Source organism: Allobosea sp. 05L423 (assembly GCF_056397745.1).
The window spans coordinates 134,369-153,212 of record NZ_JBFTOA010000004.1 but is presented as its reverse complement, the minus strand read 5'-3'; the positions used below and the strand labels follow the sequence as shown (position 1 = coordinate 153,212).

The following is an 18,844-nucleotide window of genomic DNA, read 5'->3' as shown; positions in this document are numbered from 1 at the left end:
TCTGTAAAAGATAAGTTTTTGTGATTTCTGAAGCGGAGTCTATGGAGATCGTCGGTTGTCGCTTTGCAGCTCGCGGCTGTGTGAGCTGCATCACGGAGAGGAGCCACGAATGGACGCACATTCCCGATAGCCGGGGGGCCGAAACCTAGTGCACCCGCTCGGGAGGAGCCATCATGCCTGCATACAGCCTCACGACGCTGACGGCCGGAAAGACGAGCATCGCTACCTCGGTCATCGAAACGCTTGCCGCGCAACTGAGCGGCAGCATCCTCGACACGAGCGACGCAGGCTACGATGACGCGCGCGCAATCTGGAACGGGATGATCGATCGCAGACCCGGGCTGATCATACGCTGTATGTCCGCCGCCGATGTCGTCAGCGCGGTTCGCTTTGCGCGCGACAACGGCCTGCTCGTCTCGGTGCGGGGCGGTGGCCATGGCATCGCCGGGAATGCCGTCTGCGATGGCGGCCTGATGATCGATCTTTCGCAGATGAAATCAGTCCGCGTCGATGCGGCGGCACAGCGTGCCTGGGTCGAACCGGGTGCAACCCTTGCCGATGTCGACAAGGAGACGCAGGCCGCCGGGCTGATCGTGCCGACGGGCATCAATTCGACCACAGGTATCGCCGGGCTGACGCTGGGAGGCGGCTTCGGCTGGATCACGCGGAAGTTTGGCCTGACCCTGGACAACCTCGTGTCGGTGGAGATCGTTACTGCCGATGGCGAACTCCGGCGGGCCAGCGCGACGGAGGATCCGGACCTGTTCTGGGCTCTTCGCGGCGGCGGCGGCAATTTCGGCGTCGTGACGGGGTTCGAGTTCCGGCTTCACAGGTTTGGCCCCAACGTCCTTTCCGGCCTCGTCGTGCATCCGCTCGACGATGCCGAGCTGGTCCTGAAGAACTACCGCGCGGCGCTCGAAACCGCCCCCGACGAGCTGACTTGCTGGGCTGTGATACGGCAGGCACCGCCTCTCCCGTTTCTGCCGGCGGAATGGCACGGCAAGGAAGTTCTGATCCTCGCGATGTGCTACTGCGGCGACATCGCCGAGGGCGAAAAGGCGACTGCCAGGCTGCGCTCGATCGGGATGCCGATCGCCGATGTGGTGGGAGCCGCCCCCTTCACCGCATGGCAGCAGGCGTTCGATCCCCTGCTCACACCGGGCGCCCGCAACTACTGGAAAAGCCACGATTTCACCGATCTCTCGGATGCGGCTATCGAAATCCTGATCCGTGCGGCGCGCCAGCTGCCGGGCCCGGAGTGCGAGATCTTCATCGCTCATGTCGGCGGCGCGGCAGGCCGCGTAGCCGCCGCCTCCACGGCGTTTCCCCAGCGCAGCTCGCATTTCGTGATGAACGTCCATGCGCGATGGCGTGAACAGAGCATGGATCGGGCCTGCATCGGCTGGGCGCGAGACCTATTCGAAACCGCGAGACCGCTTTCTGCCGGGACGGCCTATATCAATTTCATGCCGGCCGACGAGGCGGATCGTGTCCAGGAGGCTTACGGAGCCAGCTATCATCGCCTCGCCATGCTGAAGCAGCGTTACGATCCGTCGAACCTGTTCCGCATGAATCAGAATGTGACGCCGATGACGAGTACAAAAGCTGCCTGAGCCTGGAGCATTTCCGCGTTTCTCCGAAACGTGGAAATGCTTCATCACTTTATTTCGCGGCATTCTTGCGCGGACCGGCGTCCGCTTCGCTCGCAAACGCTCTGGTCGCGCGTGCCGAACGGCCGCGCGCCGGAGGTCGCGATCGCGTCGATACGCAAGCGTCGCAAGCCTCTGCCGCCAGAAACGACGTTCTTCGATTTATCCTGCCGGCCTAGTGTGCGCATACTTGCCAGATGACGGGGGCGATTATGCGGGCGTTTTTGATCGCGTTTCTTTGCACGGCGATATCGACGGCAAGCGCGGCGGCTGACACCCTGGCACGGGCTCGCGAGACCGGTACATTGCGGCTTGGCTTCCGGGCCGATGCGCCGCCCTACTCCTATCGGACGACCAGGGGGGAGCCATCCGGATACATTGTCGACCTCTGCCGCGAAGTCGCTGCCGGCGTGAAGAAGACGCAAGCCATCCCTGCCCTCAAAATTGAATATGTCGAGGTCTCCTCAGCGGATCGCCTGGAAGCGCTGCGTGATGGCAAGATCGATCTTCTGTGCGACCCGACTTCGATGACGATGTCGCGCCGCGCAATCGTCGATTTTTCGCTCCCGACCTTCATTGACGGCGCCGGGGTTCTCCACCGGAGCAGCGAAATCGTCCGCCTCGAGGATCTGCGCGGCAAGAAGATCGGCGTATTGCGGGGCACGACGACAGAGGAAGTCCTGAAGGCGACTTTGGCGCAACTCGGAATCCAGGCCGAGATCATTCCGATGCCGACTCATCCGGACGGTGTGCGGAGCCTATCCGCGGGAAGGGTCGACGCCTATTTCGCCGATCGCGGGATCCTCAGCTACCATCTGCTGAACAGCCCGAACCGCTCCGGCATGAAGCTCTCCGACCAGTATTTCACGTTCGAGACCTACGCGCTGGCTCTGCCGCGTGGCGACGAAAAGCTGCGTTTGCTCGTCGACGCCACGCTTGCGGAGCTCTATCGCACGGATCGTGTGAAGGAGATCTATGCCCGTAGCTTTGGAAGCTTCCCGCCCGATCAGTTCACGCGCGCCCTCTTCGTGATCAACGGCGTGCCGAAATGAGCGCGGATTGAAGAACTTTACATCTGCGGACGTCGCGCGTCCGCTAGCGGGCAACGATCCAGCGCTCGCGCTTGGCGCGGTTGCTGCGCGCCAAGGTCATAGCCGCGACGACGGGCGGAGGTCAGGGTCCGACAAGTTGGCCGCCGTCGACCACGATGCTTTGGCCGGTGACCCAGCTGGCCTTGCCCGAAGCGAGGAAAAGCACGACCTCGGCGACCTCCTCGGGCTTGCCCATCCGTCCGAAGGGGATATTGGCCAGCGTCGCCCGGTAGAGCTCGGGGTTGGACGTCTTGCGATTTTCCCACGAGCCGCCCGGGAACTCGATCGAGCCCGGCGCGACGCAGTTCACCCGGATGCCCTTCCGCGACAGCATCTTCGCCTGACTTGCCGTGTAGTGCATGACGGCCGCCTTGATGGCGCCGTAAGGCGCCGAACGCGAGGAGGCCCGCAGGGCTGAGATCGACGAGATGTTCACGATCGACGAGCCCGGTTCCATATGCGGGATTGCCGCATGGCTGCCCCGTACAACGGCCATCATGTCGACGCTGAGCGAGGCCGCCCAGCCCTCCTCGTCATCCGATTGGCCGAAGCCGGAGGCATTGTTGACGAGGACATCCAGCCCTCCGAGAGCCTTCACCGCCTCGGGCACATAGGTCGCAATCGCATCCGCGTCAGCAAGGTCGACGCTGGCCGCATGAGCTGTGACGCCGAGCGCCTCAATCTCCCGGCGCGTCGCCTCGAGCGGTCCCGCGCCCCGCGCACAGATGGAAACGGATGCGCCGCCCGCCGCGAAGCCAAGCGCGATGGAGCGTCCGATGCCACGGCTGCCGCCCATCACGATCACTCGCTTGCCGGTGAATTCCTTGGCCATGCGGGCACTCCCCTTCCGACTGCGTCTTGGCGCCCTTATTGCTGCGGTCACAGGCTCGGTTTCAAGACCCGTCAACGCGCGGGCAGGGTTGCGCAACCGGCGGGCGAGGATGGCCGGGCTCCCGCCGGTTTGACGGCAGATGAGGCCACCGGACCAAACGCGGGCTCTCGAGAAGGACCGCGCCTGGCGCCCTCACCTGCGTAATCGCCACCTCGGCGCCGGGCAGATCGAACGACCGGGACTGGCCAGCCCCGGTCATGGCAGTCCTTTGGATATCACGCGGATTGCCGGCCTGAGCTTGCTGCGGCGGACTCATTTGCCGCTCGTCGCCTGCGGTATTCCGGGACAGGCAGGCCACCCCAGCCCCAGTTGTCGAGATCGACTTCCTCGATCACCACGAAGGTGGAGTCGAGCGGCTTGCTCAGCACGTCGAGCAGGAGCCGGCTGACGCCGGCGATGAGCTTGGCCTTCTCCTCGGCGGTTGCCGCGGTACGGCCAGGGCCGGAGCCCTCCCGCGTGACCTGGATGGTGACGATCGGCATGAAAGCCTCCTTCTGGTTCGGCTTGCGCTTTAGTGGCCGGCGCTCTGTCCGCCATCGACATGCAGGATCTCGCCCGTGACGAACGGGGCGCTCTCCAGGAACAGCACGGCGTCGACGATGTCCTTGATTTCGCCCATGCGCTTGACCGGGTGGAGATTGGCCAGGAACTCGTGCGTCTGCGGCGCGTGCATCGGCGTCTTGATCACGCCCGGCGAGACCGCGTTCACGCGGATGCCGCTCTGGGCGTATTCGATCGCGAGCGCCTTGGTCGCCGAATTGATGCCGCCCTTGGTCAGATTGGCGAGTACGGTGGGGACGCCGGCGATCGCGTGGTCGGACAGGCTCGTGGTGATGCTGACGATGTGGCCCGAGCCCTGCGTCAGCATCGCCCCCGCGGTCTTCTGGGTGATGTGGAAGAAACCGGCGAGGTTGGTCGCGATCTTGCCGGCAAAGTCTTCGGCCGTGTAATCGGTGAAGGGCTTGGCGATGAAGATGCCGGCATTGTTCACCAGCGTGTCGATCCGTCCAAAGCGGGCGAGTGCTTCGCGGACGACCGCTTCGGCCGTCGCGGGATCGGCGATATCGCCGGGAACCGCGAGAATGTCGAGGTCAGTGCCCTGCTTGATGGAGCGCGAGGTCGCGACGACGCGATAGTTGCGATCGCGGAAACCCTTGACCAGCGCGGCGCCGATGCCCTGCGAAGCACCGGTGATGATCGCCACCTTCCGTTCGTTGCTCATGATGATCCTCGTCTCTTCGACAGCGCGCGGAATGCACGCCGCCTGGCCGGCTCGGCCTGGTGACCACCATTTTGGGAATTTCATCGTTCGACTGAATGCGCGACGCTCGGCAGTCATTCTTCCATGAATCGGAAGAATGATGGTCTCAGCGCTGCATCGCCACCGACTCGGCCGAAAGCCGGGCGAAGTCCGCGCGCAGCCGGGGCACCGCGAAGTCGAGGAACGCCCTGACCTTCGGCACGCTCGAACGCCCCTGCGGCAGCACCAGATTGACTGGGCGTGCCGGTGGCTCGGCGTCCCGCAGCAGGAGCTGGAGCGATCCATCCTGCACGCGCTCGGCGACGTGATAGGTGAGGAGGCGGGTGACGCCCAGCCCGCCGACGGCCGCGCCGAGCGCCGCCCGCACGCTGTTGACGATGAGTCGCGGCTTGAACTGGACGGAGCGGGGAACCGAGCCGCCCTTCGCGGGCGGGAAGACCCAGGCGTCGCGCCCGAAATCGGTGCAGGCGACGATGCTGTGCCTGCTGAGATCGCCGGGCTCGGCGATGCGCGGGTGCTGGCTGAGATAGCGCGGCGAGGCCACGATCACCGGCCTGACGCCGCCGCCGATGCGGATCGCCGTCATCGCGGAATCCGGCAGCTCCAGGATTCGCAGGGCGATGTCGATCCCCTCCTCGATCAAGTTCGCGCCCCGCACGAGCAGGACGAGATTGACCGAGACGGTCGGGTAGGCCTCGACGAAGGCGTCGATGATGGGCCGCAGGATCTCCTCGCCGCTGATCGGCGGCGCCGTGATGGTCAGGGTGCCATGCGGCGCGACGCGCTCGCCGGCCGCCACGGCTTCGGCTTCCTGCAATTCGGTGAGGACGCGGCGGCACGCGGTGGCATAGCGCTCGCCGATCTCGCTCAGTCTGATCGCCCGGGTGGTACGGTGGAGCAGCGTCGCGTCGACCTGCTGCTCGAGGAAGGCGATCGCCCGACTCACAGCTGCCGGAGACCGCCCGAGCTGGCGCCCCGCCCCGGCGAGGCTCCCCTCGTCCAAGGCGGCTATGAACACCTTCATCGCGTCGATGCGATCCATGCAGTGCCAGTAGCCTCGTAACGCCCAACCTTCGCGGTTTCAGCAGCTTGTCAAGCGCGGAGCCTCGGCGACCGGATGGCACACTTGCCCTCGTCGACGCGCGCAGCCGGTATCAGCCGGGCGCGACATCCGGGTCGTCTCGTCAGAGCCATGCGCATCAGTGCAATGGGATCCAGAGCGGCCGCCGCCTAAGGGCTTTCGTTCCTCTTCTCGTTCAGCGGCGGAAGCTACCGGCTGCTGTTCGTGATCGGCGCCGCAGCGATGATCCTGGCTTTGACGATCGACCTCGTCGCAAACCGATCGCCAAAGAGCTCCCAGCGGAGGCCTATCGCGGCTAAGCTCCGTCCCGCCCGCCAACAACCGGGCACCAATCGAAGAGGTTCACCGTGAACGCGACAGGAAACACGAGACTCCTGGATCTCCTGGGCATCGATCTGCCGATCATCCAGGGCCCGATGGCTCTCGCGACGACACCGGAGATGGTCATCGCCGTGAGCGAGGCCGGGGGGCTCGGCTCGCTGGCGGGCGCGCAATACAACGAGGCGGGCCTCAGGGCCGCGCTCGACAAGGTGCGGGCCGGCACGCGCCGGCCGATCAATGTCAACTTCTTCTGCCACACGCCCCCGAGCGACGATCCGGCACGGCAGGCAGCCTGGCTCGCACGGCTGTCCGGCTATTACGCCGAGGCCGGCCTCGATCCGGACATGCCGAAGACGCCGAGCGGCCGCACGCCCTTCGACGCAACCCTCGCGACTGTCATCGAGGATTATCGGCCCGAGGTCGTCAGCTTTCATTTCGGCCTGCCCGCTCCCGAATTGTTCGAGCGGGTGAAGCGCGCCGGCGCCAAGGTGATCGCCTCCGCCACCACCGTGCCCGAGGCGCGCTGGTTGGCCGAACACGGCGTCGACGCCGTCATCGCCATGGGCGCCGAAGCCGGCGGCCATCGCGGCACTTTCCTGACCGACCGGATCTCCGAGCAGGTTGGCACCTTCGCGCTGGTGCCGCAAATCGTCGACGCCGTCTCCGTCCCGGTCATCGCGGCCGGCGGCATCACGGACAGACGCGGCGTCAGAGCCGCTTTCGCACTTGGCGCCGCTGCCGTCCAGGTCGGCACCGCCTATCTGTTCACGCCCGAGGCGAACATCTCGCCGATCTACCGCAAGGCGCTCGGCATGAGCGAGCGGCCGACCGCGATCACCAACCTGTTCACCGGCCGGCCGGCGCGCGGCATCGTCAACCGCGTGATGTCGGAACTCGGACCGCTGTCGGAGCTGTCGCCGGCCTTTCCGACCGCCGGCACGGCGCTGGGGCCGCTACGCAGCGCGGCCGAGGCGGCAGGTCGCGACGACTTCACCCTGCTTTGGGCCGGCCAAGCCTTCCCGCTCGCAAGGCCGATGTCGTCCGCCGCTCTGACACGGATGCTGGCGGGCCTGGACTCCTGACGGTGTCAGCCGGGGCCAAGGGCGCAGAGCTGTGTCGGATCAGGCGGATATCGACATCGATGTTGCGGCGGATCGCCCTTGAATAGGGGCGGATCTCATGCGCATCATCGACGATCGCCTGCCGAGGCGGTGTGGGCGAAGCCGGGACTTCGCTCATCCTGCTGTGTCCATGCCATCCTCATGGCAATCAATACGCAGCTGAAAAACCGCTTCGCATCGCAGCTGCCGACATGACCCGGCCCCGGCCGATATGAGCACAGGACCACTTTCAGGACATTCGCAAAGCGAGGAGTCCGATATGAGCGACACTCAGGAACATAGCGAAACTGCGGGTGGAGCGGCCAAGGTGCCGGGCGTCGACCTGAAGCTCGAGGTCGTCGCCATTCCCGTCGCGGATGTCGATCGTGCGAAACGGTTCTACAGCGGATTGGGCTGGCGGCTGGATGCCGACTTCCCGGTTGGTGCCAGCTTCCGCGTCGTCCAGTTTACGCCGCCTGGCTCGCCCGCCTCGATCCATTTCGGCACCGGCATCACCTCGGCTGCGCCCGGCTCGGCCAGCGGTCTTTATCTCGTCGTCTCCGATATCGAGGCCGCGCGCACCGAACTCGTCAAGGGCGGCGCCGAGGTCAGTGAGGTATTCCATCGGACGGGGCCGGGCCAGCCGGCACTCAGCGGCCGGGATCCGCAGGGGCGCAGCTATCTTTCATACGCGACCTTCACCGACCCGGACGGCAATGGCTGGCTGCTGCAGGAGATCACCCAGCGCTTCCCCGGACGCGTGGACAGCGGCAACACCGCATTCGCGTCGTCGGACGACCTCGCTGCCGCGCTCAAACGCGCCGCCGCCGCGCATGGCGAGCACGAAAAGCGCACCGGCGAGCACGACGAGAACTGGCCGGAATGGTATGCCGACTTCATGGTAGCCGAGCAGAGCGGCGCGCCATAGCCGAGCTGACCGGCATCGGCGCGGCGAGCCGCTGGCGCAACGAGACGTCCGCCGACAGCCACGACCGTAGTTCCCGTCCCAGCATGGATGGAGGCCCACGCCATGGAGCTCAGCTTCGACGCCATCATCATCGGTGCCGGACAGGCTGGCCCTCCCCTCGCGGGGCGGCTGACCGCTTCAGGGATGAAGGTGGCCTTCGCCGAGCGTCACCTGTTCGGCGGGACCTGCGTCAATACCGGCTGCATGCCGACCAAGACGCTGGTGGCAAGCGCCTATGCCGCGCATCAGGCCCGTCGCGGCGCCGAGTACGGGGTCGGGATCGACAGCCCGATCCGCATCGACATGGAGCGGGTCTCGGCCCGCGCCAATACCGTCGCGACCAATGCCCGCACGGGTGTCGAGAGCTGGCTGCGAGGGATGGAGGGTTTGACCGTCTTTCTTGGGCATGCGCGTTTCGAAGGCCCTGACCGCGTCCGCATTGGAGAGACCCTGCTGAGCGCGCCGCGCATCTTCATCGATGTCGGCGGGCGCGCGAGCGTGCCGGACATGCCGGGCATCGCCGAGGTCGACTACCTGACGAACACCTCCATTCTCCGGCTCGACACCGTGCCGAAGCACTTGGTCGTCGTGGGCGGGAGTTACATCGGGCTCGAATTCGCGCAGATGTATCGCCGCTTCGGCGCGCAGGTCACTGTCGTCGAGAAGGGGCCGCGGCTGATAGCCCGTGAAGACGAGGACGTCTCCGAGGCTATCCGGGAGATCCTGACGGAGGAAGGGATAGCGGTTCGCACGAACGCGACCTGCATCGCGTTCAAGCCGCAGCAGGACGGCGTGGCTGTCGGCGTCGACTGCACCTCCGGTGATCCTGAGGTGGTCGGCTCGCACGTCCTGCTGGCGGTGGGACGCCGGCCGAACACCGATGATCTCGGCCTCGACCAGGCCGGCGTCGCGACGGACGCCCGCGGCTACATCACCGTGGACGATGGCCTCGCCACCTCCGTTCCCGGCATCTGGGCGCTGGGCGATTGCAACGGTCGCGGCGCCTTCACCCACACCGCCTATAACGACTTCGAGATCGTCGCCGCCAATCTCCTCGACGGCGCGAGCCGCCGCGTCAGCGACCGCATCCCCGCCTATGCGCTCTATATCGACCCGCCGCTCGGCCGAGTCGGGATGACCGAGACCGAGGCCCGCAAGAGCGGGCGGCCCCTGCTGGTCTCGAAGCGACCGATGACGCGGGTAGGCCGCGCCGTCGAACGGGCCGAGACCAAGGGTTTCATGAAGGTCGTGGCCGATGCCGATACCAAGCGGATCCTCGGCGCCGCGATCCTCGGCGTCAGCGGTGACGAAGCGATCCACGGCGTCCTCGACACGATGAATGCCGACGCCCCCTACCCGACCCTGCAATGGGCCGTGCCGATCCACCCGACTGTCTCGGAGCTGATCCCGACCGTGCTCGGAGATCTCCGGCCGATCGCGTGAGCCAAGTACCCACTGACATGATGTGACGCTGAGTCATCGCTTCTGTGATCCGCCCATGGCGGCAGATCGGCCGGGGCGGCCGCAGCGGTCCTAACGAGGAAGGTATCTCGATGGCCGAAGCATTCCAGGAACCGGGTCGTCTCAGGTCAACGACCGGCTCGCTGCAGCATTTCTCCAGCCTGCACGATTGGCGGCGGCAGGTCGCCGATCTCTATGCGACGATCCGCTCCATGCCGGGGCACGAAGGATGGGAGCTTTGGCGCAGCACGCGCGAGCGGCTGTTTCGCGAGCACGTGCAGTCGCCGCTTCCGCCGGAACGACGCGCCCGCTTCGGCGGTATCGATTGCTTCCCCTACGATCCGGCACTCCGCTTCGATGTCGGTCTGCAGAGCGTCGGCCCTCGCGAGGCGATCGATATCAGCCTCGGCGAGGATGAGGCGGTCCGGCTCGTCCCGTTCGCGCTCACCGATGGGCTCGGCGCCGCGCTCGGCAAGGAACTCACGCTGTACTGGATCACCGGCTATGGCGGCGGCGTCTTCCTGCCCTTCGGCGACCTGACCAACCGCGACGAGACCTATCCCGCCGGGCGCTATCTCCTCGACACGATCAAGAGCGCCGATCTCGGCACGAGCGGTGACGGCCGGCTGATCCTCGACTTCAACTTCGCCTACTTCCCATCCTGCGCCCATTCCGACGCCTGGGTCTGCCCGCTTTCGCCAGCCGAGAATCGCCTGCCGAAAGCGGTCCGAGGCGGCGAACGGAACCCGCTGCCCACCGGATAGTTCGAGCATGAGCCGATCGGGCGCCGGCCAACGCGGCAGGCCAGCTTCCCGCCCCGTCGCTTGCACCGGCCGCCCCGCTTGCTAGCCTGTCACCCACCGACGCTCAGGAGCTTACCGCCATGCGTCTCATCTCCATGCTCTTCGCGGCTGCTGCGCTCATCGCCTCTTCCGTGACGGCCGTTACGGCACAGACCATCAAGATCGGCTCGAAGAACTTCACCGAGCAGTTCATCGTGGCGGAGCTCTATGCCGCCGCCCTGGAGAAGGCCGGCTTCAAGGTCGAGCGCAAGATCAACCTCGGCGGCACGCTGGTCGCGCACGAGGCTCTGAAGAGCGGCGCGATCGATCTCTATCCGGAATATACGGGCACCGGCTTCAACGCGGTGATGAAGGCGACGACGACCGAGACCGACCCAGAGAAGGTGCGCCAGATCGTCAAGGCCTATTACGAGAAGGAGTTCAACCTGACCTGGCTGAAGCCGTCCAACATCAACAACGGCTATGCCATCGTGGTCCGGCCGGAGACGGCCAGGGACTACAACCTCAAGACCCTCAGCGATCTCGGCAAGGTGGCGAACAAGCTCAGCCTCGGCGCCGGCACCGAGTTCGTCGACCGGCGTGACGGCATCGCCGGGCTGAAGGAGGTCTATGGCGCCGAGTTCCGCGAGTTCAAGCAGTTCGCCGCACTGCGCCTGCGTTACGACGCGCTGACGCAGAAGCAGATCGACATCGCCAACGGCTTCTCGACCGACTGGCAGATCGCAGCCGAGAAGTTCGTCGCGCTCGATGACGACAAGGGCCTGTTCCCGCCCTATTTCCTGGCGCCCGTCGTCCGCCCCGACATCGCGAAGAACGAGAAGGTCGTCGCGACACTCGAGAAGGTGAACGCCCTGCTCGACAACCCCGTCATGCAGGAGCTCAACCGCCAGGTCGAGGTCGACAAGAAGGAGCCACGCACAGTCGCGGCCAGCTTCCTGAAAGCCAAGGGGCTGTGAGATTCAGCGCTCGAGCATTTTCGTATTTCGATTCAAGAGAACGCCCTATCTCTCTGTTTTGTCGCATTTTCTTCACGCGAACCGGTGCCCACTTCACTCGAAAATGCTCTAGGCGATCCCTCTCATGACCTGGACGTTCGAGAACTACGACCGCCTGCTCGTGGCTCTCTGGGAGCATATCCAGCTCGTGGGTACGGGCCTTCTGATCGCGCTGGCGATCGGCCTGCCGCTCGGCGTCTTGTCGGCGCGGCGCCCTCGCCTCGCGCTCGGCGTCCTGCTGGTCGCCGGTGCGCTCTACACCGTGCCTGCCCTGGCGATCTTCGCGCTGCTCATTCCCTATCTCGGCCTCGGCTTCTGGCCGGCCATCGTCGCGCTCGTCGCCTATGCGCTCCTGATCATCATCCGCAACACCGCGACGGGTTTGCGCGAAATCCCGCGGGATATCCTCGATGCCGCAGATGGCATGGGCTACGGCCCATGGCGCCGCCTCTTCGCCATCGAGCTGCCGCTGGCGCTGCCCGTGATCATCGCGGGCATCCGCATCACCGTGGTGACGCAGGTCTCGGTCGCCACCGTCGCCGCATTCATCAATGCCGGCGGGCTCGGCGACATCATCTTCCAGGGCATCACCCAGGACTTCGGCGAGAAGGTCTTTATCGGCGCCGTCGTGACCTCGGCGCTGGCCATCTTCTGCGACGAGAGCCTGCGCAGGTTCGAGATCCGGCTGCGCGCCCATCAGGCGGAGCAGGCCTGATGTATGGCTGGATCTCGGCACATCCGGAGACCTTCGTCACCGCCCTCCGGAACCACCTCTGGCTGAGTGCGGTATCGCTCGCCGCCGTGCTGTTGATCGCCCTGCCCGCCGGCCTCGCCCTGACGCGTCATCGCAGCTGGGCTCAGCCCGCCATTGCGCTCGCCAACATCCTTCGGACTATTCCTTCGCTGGCGCTGCTCGTGCTCCTGCTCCCTGTTCTGGGAACAGGCTTCCTGCCCTCGGTGGTCGCGCTGACGCTCTACGGTCTGCCGGCCCTGCTGCTCAACACCTATACCGGGGTGAGCGAGGTCGATGCCGACATCGTCGACGCCGCGCGCGGCCAGGGCCTGTCCGATGCCCAACTGCTGACGAGGATCGAGATTCCGCTGGCCCTGCCCGTCATTTTCGCCGGCATCCGCACCGCCGCCGTCCAGATCGTATCGGCGGCGACGCTGGCCGCTTTCATCGGCGGCGGCGGGCTGGGCGAGTTGATCACCAGCGGCATGGCCAACTTCAATTTCCCGCAGTTGATCGCCGGGGCTGTCGCGGTCGCGGCCCTGGCCTTCGCGACGGAGATCATCTTCGCGGGCCTCGAAAGGCTGGCGGCCCATCGGATGCAAACGAAACCAGCATGACGATCCGCCTGGAACAGGTCACCAAGCGCTTTCCCGGCACTGCGCAGCCGGCCGTCGAAAGCCTCGACCTCACGGTCGAGGCCGGCAAGCTCTGCGTGCTGATCGGCCCGTCCGGCTGCGGCAAGACCACGACGATGCGCATGATCAACCGGCTGATCGAGCCCAGTGCGGGCCGCATCCTCGTCGGTGACCGCGACATCGCCCAGGGCGATGCGGTCGAGCTCAGGCGCCATATCGGCTACGTCATCCAGCAGGTCGGCCTGTTCCCGCACATGACGATCGCCGAGAACGTCGCGACCGTGCCGAGGCTGCTCGGCTGGGATGTCGCGCGCATCCGGGTGCGTAGCGAGGAGATGCTGGCGCTCGTCGGCCTCGACCCGGCGCAGTACCTGTCGCGCTATCCGCGCCATCTCTCAGGAGGGCAGCGCCAGCGCGTCGGCGTGGCGCGGGCGTTGGCGGCCGACCCGCCGGTGATGCTGATGGACGAGCCCTTCGGCGCCGTCGATCCGATCCTCAGGAGCCGCCTCCAGGAGGAGTTCCTGGCGATCCAGAAGCGCCTGAGAAAGACAGTGATCTTCGTCACCCACGACATCGACGAGGCGATCCGCATGGGCGACGTCGTCGCCATCATGCGCGACGGCAAGCTCGTCCAGTACGACACGCCCGATCGTCTGCTTGCCGCACCGGCCGACGATTTCGTTGCCGATTTCGTCGGCGCCGACCGTGCGCTGCGCCGGCTCTCACTGGTGAGCGCCGCCGACGCCGTCGAGCCGGGCCATGCGCTCGATGGCTTCGAACTTCCCGGCTCCCTCCAGCTTCGGGGCGTGCTGTCGGCGCTGCTCGCGGAGGGCCGCGATGCCGCGACCATCGTCGACGAGCACGGTCGGCCCCTTGGCCAGATCACGCTGGCGGCGCTGCGGGCGCGCAGCGCCGGTCGCGCCACGGCCGGGAGCGACGTGGCCTGACTCAATGCGGCGCGGCCGCATCGTCACGCGCGCTCAGCTTGCCGCTGCCGTTCTGGCCACAAGGGAGCTTGCTGCGTACGGGCTGGAAGGGGCTTTCGGCGAATGGTCGATCTGTCGTTGGACCTGAGCGACGACATGCCGGGAAAACGGCCCCAGATGGAGATAGAGCGCGACCATCATCATCACATAGGGCAGCGCCTGGCGGTTGTGCGTGAGGCAGTCGACCACGGTCTTCCAGAACTCGCGACGGACGCCTCCCTTCGCCGTCGTCATTCGCCAGATCAGGCGCCACGAAGACTGCAGCTCTTGCCACTCCATCGATTTCGGCAGCTCCAGGCGACGATTGCTGCAGTCGAGCATGCGCCCTACCCGCCGAACGCGGCCGAAGAACGCCTGAGGCGCGTAGACGGCTTCCAGCACCGCCTTGTAGTCCTCCAGAATAGCGCGGCGCGGGCGGCTGGTCATGAAGTTGAGCCCTGCGGTGCATTGGTCGCCTAAGCCCTGCGCATGGTCGGCATCATTGGGGATGGACAGGCGGCCTTCCCGATCAAGGCGCCGGGTCAGCTGGGTGTTGGGCAGCGCATAGAGAAGGCCGACCATGCAAACCGGAATCGCCGTGTCCTCGATGCAGTCGATCATGCCCCGCGCGACACTTCCCTTCTCGCTGTCGAAGCCGAGGATGAAGCCGGCATTCACGAACAGGCCGGCCCTATAGATCCGGTGAACGCTTTCCTCGAGGCTGCGGCGGGTGTTCTGCTTCTTCTGCGTCGAGATCAGCGTATCGGTATCCGGGCTCTCGATGCCGACGAAGATCGTGAAGAAGTTGGCCTCGCTCATGGCCTGCATCAGGGCAGGATCGTCCGCGAGATTGATCGAGGCCTCGGTCGAGAACTCGAAGGGGAAATTCCTGTCCCGAATCCACTGGATCAGGACGGGCAGGAATTGCTTGAGCGCCTTCTTGTTGCCGATCAGGTTGTCGTCGACGAAGTCCACATGGCCGCGATATCCGAGGGCGTGGAGGGCCTCCAGCTCCCTGACGATCTGCGCGCTCGTCTTGGTGCGGGGCACGCGCCCATAGAGCTCGATGATGTCACAGAACTCGCAGTTGAACGGGCAGCCGCGCGAGAACTGCACGCCGATGTGCAGGTAATGCGCGAACTTCAGGAGGTCGAAGCGCGGTGTCGGGCTCTTGGTGACGTCGGTCTTGCCCATCTCGGAACGGAAGACACCGCTCCGGGTCCCCGCGCTCCAGGCCTCGACGAAGCCGTCCATGATCTCCTCTGCCTCGCCCAGCACCAGAAAATCGGCGGCTTCGTAGATCTCGGGAGTCGAGGTTGCGTCGGGGCCACCGACCACGACCGGCTTTCCCGAGGCGCGACACTGCGCGATGACGGCGAGCGTTCCGTCCTGCTGCGGCAGCATGCCTCCGGTCATGACCAGATCCGCCCAGGCGAGGTCCGGCTCGCCAAGTTCCTCCGCGTTCAGGTCGACGAGCCGAATCTCCCATGTCGCGGGAAGCAGGGCAGCGACGGTGATCAGGCCCAGCGGCGCGGCCGGGTGGCGCGCACCGGCCAGTTCGCAGGTCGCCTTGTAGTTCCAGAAGGAATTCGGGTTGAACCGCGGATAGATCATCAACACTCGGCAGCGATCGCTCGACATGTCATCTTCCCTGTTCGTGCGCAGCGAGGCGACGCAGGGCGCGTGGACCCTGCCTCCGGTCACGACGAGGCAACCGCTCCCGCCGGACCTGATGCCCGGCAGCCGTAGAGGATTTCGCTGCTTTGGATTGCAAGGCCTATGCCCGGAAGTCTGGGGTGCGATTTCCTCGATCGAACAATACGTTGGGTGAATCGGCCCCCTTGGGGGACCTCCAAAGATGTGGCGGCACGACAAAATTTGGGGGAACCTTAAGGATGGCCAACGCAACCGGCGTGCGCGTCGACCGCCGCCGCCAGGATCGCGGGAGAGTTCACTCCAGCGTTTGCCGACGTGCTGATTGCTGGGCCTGCTCGCAGCGATATGGCGAGGCCGCAGCACCATCCGCGATGCACTGACCCGGGACGGAAAGGTTGTCTCAGGGCCGGCATGATGCCGCCAACCAAATTGTCGGAGCTGCAGCCCTGGCTTACCTAAGGGCTGGCCGATCAAAAATCTGAAGGGCTCTGAACCAACTCAACGCGGAACCTCTGGGACAGCAAGCGTCACAGCGCGGATTGAGGCGCACTCTTCCGGCATCCCTGAGCGAATAGCGTTGCTCAAGCTGTATCAATGTGCCGGGCGCGCTCCGGCAGCGGTGTCGTTGAGTCGGGGCAGGAACCAGGCGAGGAGGCCGACCATCGGGATGAACGAACAGATCCTGTAGACGGTCTCAATGCCGAGCAGGTCCGCGAACTCGCCGAGCAGCGCCGCCGCCAAACCGCCGAGTCCGAAAGAGAGCCCGTAGAAGAAGCCGCCGACGAGCCCGACGCGGCCGGGGAGCAATTCGAGCGCATAGATCAGAATCGCGGCAAAGGCGCTCGACATGATCAGGTTGATCACGATGGTCAGCACGCCCGTCCAGAACAGATCGGCATAGGGCAGGATCAAGGTGAAGGGCAGCGCGCCCAGGATCGAGAACCAGATGATCTTGTTGCGGCCGATCCGATCGCCCAGCATGCCGCCGCCCAGCGCGCCCACCGCCGAGGAGGCGAGGAACAGGAACAGCATGACCTGCGAATTCTGCACGGAGATGCCGAATTTGCCGATCAGATAGAAGGTGTAGAACGAGGTGAAGCTGGCGGTGTAGGCGTTCTTCGAAAACAGCAGCACGATCAGGATCGTGATCGCGAAGGCGACCGAGCGACGGCCCGGCCGCGCGGGCGCTGCGCTCCTTGCTGCGGCGGCCTTGGGCGGACGAGCGCGGTCCAAACGGGCATAGCTCGATGCCGTCCAGATCATCAGCATCATCGCGACGAGCGCCGCGACCGAGAACCAGGCGAGGCTTCCCTGCCCGCGCGGCACGATGATGAAGGCAGCAAGCAGCGGTCCGAGCGCGCCGCCGGTCTGCCCCCCCACCTGAAAGATGCCTTGCGCAAAGCCATGCTGTCCGCCGGAGGCATTGCGCGCCATCCGTGTTGCCTCCGGATGGAAGATCGACGAGCCAATTCCGACGCAGGCCGCCGACAGGAGCAGGAACCCGTAGCTCCCGGCATAAGAGAGACCGATGAGACCGGCGAGCGTGAAGCCCATGCCGACGACCATCGAATAGGGCATCGGATGCTTGTCGGTATAGAGCCCGACCGCGGGCTGCAGCAGCGAAGCCGAAACCTGGAAGGTCAGCGTGATCAGGCCGATCTGACCGAAGTCGAGGCGATAAGCTTCCTTGATGATCGGGTAGGTCGCCGGGATCAGCGATTGGATCATGTCGTTGAGCAGATGCGTCACGCTGAGCGCGATCAGCACCGGCATCATGGCACGCTGGGGCAAGGAGGCGGTCTGTGCGCTGGTGGTCATCGCGGAGCCTTCCAGCACGCCCGGCCGGAACGATTCCCACCCGGCATGCAGAAAGCGCTCTCTAGACGATCTCCTGGGCGCAAACAATTTCGTGAGCCGGCGCCACGGCGATGCAAATAATGCATGCGCTGGCCGTAAGCCAGCCGTTGGACGCGGTATCCGGACCGCCAGCACCGTGCGTCCTTCGCTCATCGGCGCAGGAACGTGTGGTCAGGCGTGGCCCCGCTCTTGTCTCCGCACCGATTTTATCTTCAAGTTCGCCCGTCACATAGCCGACAGTCGCAGCGTCCAGCGTCGGCACGATATGGATTGCTTGGACGGCCGGGTTGCGAATGGTTTCGGTAGAGCTCAAGACCGTTTCGAAGAGCTGGGGCGGAGCCGCGGCCGTCGATGCCATCAGCTTCACCGTCGAAGGCGGCAATCTCGTCGCGCTGCTCGGCCCTTCGGGCTGCGGCAAGTCGACCACGCTGAGGCTGATCGCCGGGCTGGAGGAGACCAGCAGCGGCACGATCGCGATCGGCGGGCGAGACGTCACCCACTCCTCGCCCTCGCAGCGCGGCATTGCCATGGTGTTCCAGAACTATGCTTTGTTCCCGCATCTGAGCGTGGCCGAGAACATCATGTTCGGGCTCAAGGTCCGCAAGGTCTCGCGTGCCGAGCGCGACGAACGCCTCGCCCGCGCTGCCTCGATCCTCGGGCTTTCCGCCCTGCTCGAGCGCAAGCCGTCGCAGCTTTCCGGCGGCCAGCAGCAGCGCGTTGCGCTCGGTCGCGCCATCGTCGCCGAGGCGCCGGTCTGCCTGATGGACGAGCCGCTCTCCAACCTCGACGCCCAGCTGCGCGTCGAGATGCGCCGCGAGATCCGCGAACTGCAGCAGCGCCTCGGCATGACCATGGTCTACGTCACGCATGACCAGGTCGAAGCGATGACGATGGCCGATCAGGTCGTGCTGATGCGCAACGGCAAGATCGAGCAGGATGCTCCACCCGACGTGCTCTACGAGAACCCGGAGACGATCTTCGCGGCACGCTTCGTCGGCACGCCGCCGATGAACGTGCTCCCCCTCGCCACCGTGCAGGCGCGCGGCGGCACGCTGACCCCGCCCGCCGGCCTCGACCCGGCGGGGCTCGCGGTCGGCATCCGTCCCGAGATGATCGAGATCGCGGACAGCGGTGTCGCCGCCGATGTCGTCGCGGTCGAGTATCTCGGCTCCGACACGCTGCTCGAAACCCGCATCGACGGCCATTCCTTCATCATCAAGCGGCCCGGAAAAGTCCGGGCCACAGCCGGCGAACAGGTCTACATCACGTTGTCACAATCGGCGCTGCACTGGTTCGATCTGGCGTCCGAACGGAAGGTGGTTCGCAACTGAACCGGCCGAAGCGTCGGACGTGCGGACCATCCCAGCAAGGGAGAGA

General features: G+C 65.6%; 17 protein-coding genes. 11 read left to right on the top strand and 6 right to left on the bottom strand.

Annotated elements, in window-relative coordinates:
* Nucleotides 1-173 precede the first annotated feature (173 nt).
* Nucleotides 174-1,613, top strand: a complete 1,440-nt coding sequence (locus AC1DNE_RS13280) for an FAD-binding oxidoreductase (protein ID WP_476766636.1) — start codon at nt 174-176, stop codon at nt 1,611-1,613.
* Between the two features lie 233 nt (nt 1,614-1,846).
* Nucleotides 1,847-2,701, top strand: a complete 855-nt coding sequence (locus AC1DNE_RS13275; RefSeq protein ID WP_476766635.1) for an amino acid ABC transporter substrate-binding protein — start codon at nt 1,847-1,849, stop codon at nt 2,699-2,701.
* Between the two features lie 121 nt (nt 2,702-2,822).
* On the opposite strand, the gene AC1DNE_RS13270 is transcribed toward AC1DNE_RS13275, so the two are convergent.
* From AC1DNE_RS13270 to AC1DNE_RS13255, 4 genes are all read right to left on the bottom strand, one after another.
* On the bottom strand, nt 2,823-3,572 hold the full coding sequence (locus AC1DNE_RS13270; RefSeq protein WP_441470221.1) for an SDR family NAD(P)-dependent oxidoreductase: 750 nt from the start codon (nt 3,570-3,572) through the stop codon (nt 2,823-2,825).
* Nucleotides 3,573-3,847: 275 nt separating this feature from the next.
* Nucleotides 3,848-4,114 carry a tautomerase family protein gene (locus AC1DNE_RS13265; protein WP_441470222.1) on the bottom strand — a complete coding sequence of 89 codons (267 nt, stop codon included), beginning with the start codon at nt 4,112-4,114 and terminating at the stop codon, nt 3,848-3,850.
* A gap of 29 nt (nt 4,115-4,143) precedes the next feature.
* A complete protein-coding gene (locus AC1DNE_RS13260; protein WP_441470223.1) occupies nt 4,144-4,854 on the bottom strand; it encodes an SDR family NAD(P)-dependent oxidoreductase in 711 nt (236 codons plus the stop codon).
* 145 nt (nt 4,855-4,999) lie between these two features.
* Nucleotides 5,000-5,935, bottom strand: coding sequence for a LysR family transcriptional regulator (locus tag AC1DNE_RS13255; protein ID WP_441470224.1), 936 nt, complete (start codon nt 5,933-5,935; stop codon nt 5,000-5,002).
* 386 nt (nt 5,936-6,321) lie between these two features.
* Between AC1DNE_RS13255 and AC1DNE_RS13250 the strand changes: the two genes are divergently transcribed.
* The 8 genes from AC1DNE_RS13250 (at nt 6,322) to AC1DNE_RS13215 (ending at nt 13,936) form a co-directional block, all read left to right on the top strand.
* Nucleotides 6,322-7,377, top strand: coding sequence for an NAD(P)H-dependent flavin oxidoreductase (locus AC1DNE_RS13250; protein ID WP_441470225.1), 1,056 nt, complete (start codon nt 6,322-6,324; stop codon nt 7,375-7,377).
* 298 nt (nt 7,378-7,675) lie between these two features.
* Entirely contained in the window at nt 7,676-8,323 is a 648-nt protein-coding gene (locus AC1DNE_RS13245; protein ID WP_476766633.1) for a VOC family protein, read from the top strand.
* Between the two features lie 102 nt (nt 8,324-8,425).
* Complete coding sequence (locus tag AC1DNE_RS13240) at nt 8,426-9,805, top strand: FAD-containing oxidoreductase (RefSeq protein ID WP_476766632.1); 1,380 nt, start codon at nt 8,426-8,428, stop codon at nt 9,803-9,805.
* Between the two features lie 110 nt (nt 9,806-9,915).
* Nucleotides 9,916-10,587, top strand: a complete 672-nt coding sequence (locus AC1DNE_RS13235) for a DUF1684 domain-containing protein (protein ID WP_441470228.1) — start codon at nt 9,916-9,918, stop codon at nt 10,585-10,587.
* A 119-nt stretch (nt 10,588-10,706) separates the two neighbouring features.
* Entirely contained in the window at nt 10,707-11,582 is an 876-nt protein-coding gene (locus AC1DNE_RS13230) for a glycine betaine ABC transporter substrate-binding protein (RefSeq protein ID WP_441470229.1), read from the top strand.
* A gap of 124 nt (nt 11,583-11,706) precedes the next feature.
* A complete protein-coding gene (locus AC1DNE_RS13225) occupies nt 11,707-12,336 on the top strand; it encodes an ABC transporter permease (protein ID WP_441470230.1) in 630 nt (209 codons plus the stop codon).
* Complete coding sequence (locus AC1DNE_RS13220; protein ID WP_441470231.1) at nt 12,336-12,971, top strand: ABC transporter permease; 636 nt, start codon at nt 12,336-12,338, stop codon at nt 12,969-12,971. The genes AC1DNE_RS13225 and AC1DNE_RS13220 overlap by 1 nt, the downstream gene beginning before the upstream one ends.
* Nucleotides 12,968-13,936: an ABC transporter ATP-binding protein gene (locus tag AC1DNE_RS13215; RefSeq protein ID WP_441470232.1), complete on the top strand. Its 969-nt coding sequence runs from the start codon at nt 12,968-12,970 to the stop codon at nt 13,934-13,936. The genes AC1DNE_RS13220 and AC1DNE_RS13215 overlap by 4 nt, the downstream gene beginning before the upstream one ends.
* 33 nt (nt 13,937-13,969) lie before the next feature.
* Here the strand turns inward: AC1DNE_RS13215 and AC1DNE_RS13210 are convergent, their stop codons facing one another.
* Nucleotides 13,970-15,976 (bottom strand): B12-binding domain-containing radical SAM protein, encoded by a 2,007-nt coding sequence (locus AC1DNE_RS13210; RefSeq protein ID WP_441470233.1) that lies wholly within the window; start codon nt 15,974-15,976, stop codon nt 13,970-13,972.
* Between the two features lie 225 nt (nt 15,977-16,201).
* A complete protein-coding gene (locus tag AC1DNE_RS13205; RefSeq protein ID WP_441470234.1) occupies nt 16,202-17,428 on the bottom strand; it encodes an MFS transporter in 1,227 nt (408 codons plus the stop codon).
* A 332-nt stretch (nt 17,429-17,760) separates the two neighbouring features.
* Here AC1DNE_RS13205 and AC1DNE_RS13200 point away from each other — a divergent pair, with 332 nt between their 5' ends.
* On the top strand, nt 17,761-18,798 hold the full coding sequence (locus AC1DNE_RS13200; protein ID WP_441470235.1) for an ABC transporter ATP-binding protein: 1,038 nt from the start codon (nt 17,761-17,763) through the stop codon (nt 18,796-18,798).
* Nucleotides 18,799-18,844: the final 46 nt, after the last annotated feature.

Bases quoted from the DNA above. Each gene is read 5' to 3' on its own strand.
- AC1DNE_RS13255 (WP_441470224.1), bottom strand. From the start codon at position 5,935: ATGGATCGCATCGACGCGATGAAGGTGTTCATAGCCGCCTTGGACGAG.
- AC1DNE_RS13220 (WP_441470231.1), top strand. From the start codon at position 12,336: ATGTATGGCTGGATCTCGGCACATCCGGAGACCTTCGTCACCGCCCTC.
- AC1DNE_RS13265 (WP_441470222.1), bottom strand. From the start codon at position 4,114: ATGCCGATCGTCACCATCCAGGTCACGCGGGAGGGCTCCGGCCCTGGC.
- AC1DNE_RS13225 (WP_441470230.1), top strand. From the start codon at position 11,707: ATGACCTGGACGTTCGAGAACTACGACCGCCTGCTCGTGGCTCTCTGG.
- AC1DNE_RS13205 (WP_441470234.1), bottom strand. From the start codon at position 17,428: ATGACCACCAGCGCACAGACCGCCTCCTTGCCCCAGCGTGCCATGATG.
- AC1DNE_RS13230 (WP_441470229.1), top strand. From the start codon at position 10,707: ATGCGTCTCATCTCCATGCTCTTCGCGGCTGCTGCGCTCATCGCCTCT.
- AC1DNE_RS13210 (WP_441470233.1), bottom strand. From the start codon at position 15,976: ATGGTGCTGCGGCCTCGCCATATCGCTGCGAGCAGGCCCAGCAATCAG.
- AC1DNE_RS13260 (WP_441470223.1), bottom strand. From the start codon at position 4,854: ATGAGCAACGAACGGAAGGTGGCGATCATCACCGGTGCTTCGCAGGGC.
- AC1DNE_RS13200 (WP_441470235.1), top strand. From the start codon at position 17,761: ATGGTTTCGGTAGAGCTCAAGACCGTTTCGAAGAGCTGGGGCGGAGCC.
- AC1DNE_RS13270 (WP_441470221.1), bottom strand. From the start codon at position 3,572: ATGGCCAAGGAATTCACCGGCAAGCGAGTGATCGTGATGGGCGGCAGC.
- AC1DNE_RS13235 (WP_441470228.1), top strand. From the start codon at position 9,916: ATGGCCGAAGCATTCCAGGAACCGGGTCGTCTCAGGTCAACGACCGGC.
- AC1DNE_RS13240 (WP_476766632.1), top strand. From the start codon at position 8,426: ATGGAGCTCAGCTTCGACGCCATCATCATCGGTGCCGGACAGGCTGGC.
- AC1DNE_RS13215 (WP_441470232.1), top strand. From the start codon at position 12,968: ATGACGATCCGCCTGGAACAGGTCACCAAGCGCTTTCCCGGCACTGCG.
- AC1DNE_RS13245 (WP_476766633.1), top strand. From the start codon at position 7,676: ATGAGCGACACTCAGGAACATAGCGAAACTGCGGGTGGAGCGGCCAAG.
- AC1DNE_RS13280 (WP_476766636.1), top strand. From the start codon at position 174: ATGCCTGCATACAGCCTCACGACGCTGACGGCCGGAAAGACGAGCATC.
- AC1DNE_RS13275 (WP_476766635.1), top strand. From the start codon at position 1,847: ATGACGGGGGCGATTATGCGGGCGTTTTTGATCGCGTTTCTTTGCACG.